The sequence below is a fragment of the Sphingomonas sp. Leaf10 genome (genome assembly GCF_001421245.1).
Taxonomy (GTDB): Bacteria; Pseudomonadota; Alphaproteobacteria; order Sphingomonadales; family Sphingomonadaceae; genus Sphingomonas.
Window position 1 is genome coordinate 2,271 of the sequence record NZ_LMKE01000003.1, and the last position, 3,901, is coordinate 6,171.

Consider the following 3,901-nt stretch of genomic DNA (forward strand, 5'->3'; position numbering starts at 1 on the left):
GGAAGGGGAGTGTCTCATCGCATCACCCCAGACGCCGCAAGCTGCGCATCCACCTCCGCCAACAACCGCGCCAGCCCTTCCTCATCCCGCGCCTCCGCCCGCGCGGTCAGCACGTCCTGCGTGTTCGATGCGCGCAGCAGCCACCATCCGTCCGCCGTCGTCACCCGCGCGCCATCGGTCGTATTCACCTCCGCGCCACTCTCCGCCAACCGTGCCAGCACCTCCTCGACCACCGCGAACTTGCGCTCCTCGTCGACCTTGAAGCGCAATTCCGGCGTTGTCGCCATTTCGGGCATCGCACCCCGCAATTCCGTCAGCGACCGCCCGCTCAGATGGATCGCGCGGATCAGCCGCACCGCCGCATAGGGCGCGTCGTCGAACCCGTAATCGTCGCCGCCGAAGAACACATGCCCCGACATTTCGGCGGCCAGCGGCGCGCCGGTCTCCAGCAGCTTTGTCTTCATCGGGCTGTGCCCGGTCTTCCACATCAGCGGTTTTCCGCCCAGTTCGGCGATGCGGTCGAACAGCAGCTGGCTGGCCTTCACGTCCGCGATGATCGTCGCGCCCGGCGTCTCGCGCAGTTGCGGTTCGGCCAGCAGCATCAGCAACTGATCGCCCCACAGCGTCCGCCCGCTGCCGTCGACCGCGCCGATCCGGTCGCCGTCGCCATCGAACGCCAGCCCGAAATCCAGCCCCTTGTCGGCGACCAGCCGTTTCAGATCGACCAGATTGGTTTCTTCGGTGGGGTCGGGATGATGGTGCGGAAACCGACCATCGACCTCGGTGAACAACAGGTGATGCTCGCCGGGCAACAGTGCGACCAGCCGCTCGATCACCGGCCCCGCCGCCCCGCTGCCGGTGTCCCAGCCGATGCGATAGCTGCCCCCGGCATAGCCCGCCATCAGCCGCCCGACATAGGCGTCGACATGGTCATGGTCGGTAACGGTGCCAGCACCTTCGTCCCAGTCGCCCGCCGCCGCCATTGCGCCCAGCCGCTGAATGTCGTCGCCGAAGAACGGGCGGTGCTGCAACACCATCTTGAAGCCGTTGTAATCGGCCGGATTATGGCTGCCGGTGATCTGGATGCCGCCATCGACCTCCAGCATCGCTTCGGCATGATAGAGCATCGGCGTCGGGCCAAGGCCGATACGCACCACATCCACCCCGCTCGCGGTCAGCCCCGCGACCAGCGCCGCCTCCAGCTCAGGCGACGACAGCCGCCCGTCCCGCCCGACCACGACCCGCGTGCCGCCTGCGCGCCGGACCAGCGTCGCGAACGAGCGCCCGATCGCATGTGCATCGGCCGTGCCCAGCGTCCGCCCGACGACGCCGCGAATGTCGTATTCGCGCAGCGAACTGGGGTGGAAGTCGTGGGCCATACCGGAATCCTCGCCATTACAAGGCGGTCGATCCTAAGGCGAAGCGGCATAGAAGAAAGAGGGATTCACGCGAAGGCGCGGAGACGCGGAGGGGTCGCGGTCTTGGCGGAACGCCCGCGAACGGGAGACCGGTTCTTTCGCCGCAACCGAAGATGAGGCCGCTGGCGCGGGTGGCGTCGCCCGGTACGCACCCCCTCCGCGTCTCCGCGCCTCCGCGTGAACCCCTCTTTCTTCTTTTAAGCCTCAGTGCCGCAGCCGCCCCAACAGCACATCCCTAGCCGCATTGATCCGCCGCGCCAGATCGGCCGATCCACCACGGTCGGGATGCACCGCCTGCATCAGCCGTTTGTGCGCGGCGCGGATCTCGCTGACATTTGCATCCTTGCCTACGCCCAGAATCGCCCGCGCCTCCGCCTCGCCGCCAACCCGCTTCGGCTTGGCGCGCAGCCACAGCCAGAAGGCGAGGATGATCGCGACGATCAGGACGAGCTTGAGCATCGCGATGTTCAATCAGATCGCGGTCGGCGCGCCGAGCGGTTCGGGCAGTTGCAGCCCGCCCATCATCTCGCGCAATTCCTGTCGCGCCGCGACATGCGCCAGTCCCATTTCGCCGAATTCGTTGCGGTCGAGCATGGTCAGGCCCGACGGGAACAGCTCGCGATAGACCACGCGTTCGGACAGGCCCGGCGTCACGCGGAATCCGACGCGCTTGGACAGCGAATTGATCGCCTCCGACACGCGGCGCATGTTGCGCGCCTCGATATGCTGCAACCGGTTGCGCAGCACGACCCAGTCGATCGTCGACCCATCGATCTTGGCGCGATGCTTGCGCGTTTCCCAGATCAGTTCGGAATAGAAGCTCGGCCGCGTCACCTTGAACGTGTCGGGATCGACCTGTCCGATCAGGTCGAAATCGACGAAGCTGTCGTTCATCGGCGTGACCAGCGTATCGGCATTGGTCACCGCGATCCGCGCGAAACGATCGTCGCGGCCCGGCGTGTCGATCACCAGAAACTCGGCATGTTCGCCCAAGCGGCCAAGCGCGTCGTTGAAGCGCGTCATGCTCTCGCCGTCATGCGTGTCATAGACCGGCATCGGCAGGTTGCGGCCGGTGCGCTTCATCGTCTCCGCCCGGTTGTCGAGATAGCGGCCCAGTGTCCGCTGGCGATGGTCGAGGTCGAAGCACGCGACGCGCGCGCCCTTCGCCGCCAAAGCGATGGCGACATGCACTGCCGTCGTCGACTTGCCGGTGCCGCCCTTTTCGTTGGCGAACACGATGACGTGCAACCGATCCGAACCTTCGTCCAAGCGCGCAACCCAACCTTGTTGATCCCGAGCGGCTTGATCCATAAAAGCCGCCTCCCCCACCCATATCGAAGGGCCATCGGCCGTGCAAATTATACGTCGGTTGGAGGTGCTTCGCGAAGCGCTCGACCAGTTTACCCGCGCCGGGGAGAGCGTCGCGCTGGTCCCGACCATGGGCGCGCTCCATGCCGGGCATATGGCGTTGGTCGATGCCGCCCGCCGCCGCGCGGCCCGCGTGGTCGTGTCGATCTTCGTCAATCCCAAACAATTCGGCCCGAACGAGGATCTCGCCCGCTATCCCCGGCGCGAGGCCACCGATGCGCAGATGCTGTCCGAAGCCGGCGTCGACATATTGTGGGCGCCCGAGGTCGAGGAAATGTACCCCGCGGGCTTCGCCACCACTATCAGCGTGGCCGGCGTCAGCGAAGTCTTGGACGGCGCCCACCGCCCCGGCCATTTCGACGGCGTCGCGACCGTCGTCAGCAAATTGTTCGGGCAGGTCCGCCCGGCGGTCGCGCTGTTCGGCGAAAAGGATTTCCAGCAACTGGCCGTCATCCGCCGCATGACCGCCGACCTCGATCTGGGGCTGGAGATTGTCGGCGTCCCGACCCAGCGCGAGGACGACGGCCTGGCGCTGTCGTCGCGCAACATCTATCTCGACGAAACCGAACGCGCCCGCGCCGTCGCACTGCCGCGCGCGCTGGGCGAAGCGAAGCGCGGCATCGAACGCGGCGACGATCCGGCGACCGCATTGGCGGCGGCGATCGCGACACTGACCCGCGCTGGCTTCGACCCCGATTACGTCACGCTGGTCGATGCCGAAACGTTGACCGCCCCTGTCCGGGGCCGTCCGGCGCGGCTACTGGCGGCGGCACGGATCGGCACGACGCGGCTGATCGATAACATCGCGGTGACGTTCGAGTAAGGAGAAGGTTGGTTCACGCGAAGGCGCGGAGACGCGAAGGGGTGCGTCCTTGGCGCGCGTCACCCGCGCCAGCGGCCTAAGCATCCGTTGCCGGCCAGGACAACGTCTCCCGATCGCGGGCCTTCCGCCCGGAACGCAACCCCTTCGCGTCTCCGCGCCTTCGCGTGAACCAATCCTTCCTAAGGCCCAATCGACATTCAGCCTCTCCCCTCCCTGGAAGGGAGGGGTTGGGGGTGGGTTGGCCCGTTGGCGGGCGTGACCTTCCCTCGCAGGCCGACCCACCCCCAGCCCC

4 protein-coding genes are annotated in these 3,901 nt (G+C 66.9%); 1 reads left to right on the plus strand and 3 read right to left on the minus strand.

What is annotated here, in order from left to right; translation table 11 throughout:
• Positions 1-14: 14 nt before the first annotated feature.
• The 3 genes from pgmG to ASE59_RS05850 form a co-directional block, all read right to left on the minus strand.
• Positions 15-1,379, minus strand: coding sequence for a phosphoglucomutase/phosphomannomutase PgmG (gene pgmG / locus ASE59_RS05840; RefSeq protein WP_056453592.1), 1,365 nt, complete (start codon positions 1,377-1,379; stop codon positions 15-17).
• Between the two features lie 243 nt (positions 1,380-1,622).
• Complete coding sequence (locus tag ASE59_RS05845) at positions 1,623-1,877, minus strand: J domain-containing protein (protein WP_056453722.1); 255 nt, start codon at positions 1,875-1,877, stop codon at positions 1,623-1,625.
• Positions 1,878-1,889: 12 nt separating this feature from the next.
• Complete coding sequence (locus ASE59_RS05850) at positions 1,890-2,687, minus strand: division plane positioning ATPase MipZ (protein ID WP_235515659.1); 798 nt, start codon at positions 2,685-2,687, stop codon at positions 1,890-1,892.
• Between the two features lie 82 nt (positions 2,688-2,769).
• Between ASE59_RS05850 and panC the strand changes: the two genes are divergently transcribed.
• Positions 2,770-3,609 carry a pantoate--beta-alanine ligase gene (panC, locus tag ASE59_RS05855; RefSeq protein ID WP_056453594.1) on the plus strand — a complete coding sequence of 280 codons (840 nt, stop codon included), beginning with the start codon at positions 2,770-2,772 and terminating at the stop codon, positions 3,607-3,609.
• Positions 3,610-3,901 lie beyond the last annotated feature (292 nt).

What these genes read in the sequence shown, in the direction of transcription:
- ASE59_RS05845 (WP_056453722.1), bottom strand. Translation starts at nt 1,877, where the DNA reads ATGCTCAAGCTCGTCCTGATCGTCGCGATCATCCTCGCCTTCTGGCTG.
- pgmG (WP_056453592.1), bottom strand. Translation starts at nt 1,379, where the DNA reads ATGGCCCACGACTTCCACCCCAGTTCGCTGCGCGAATACGACATTCGC.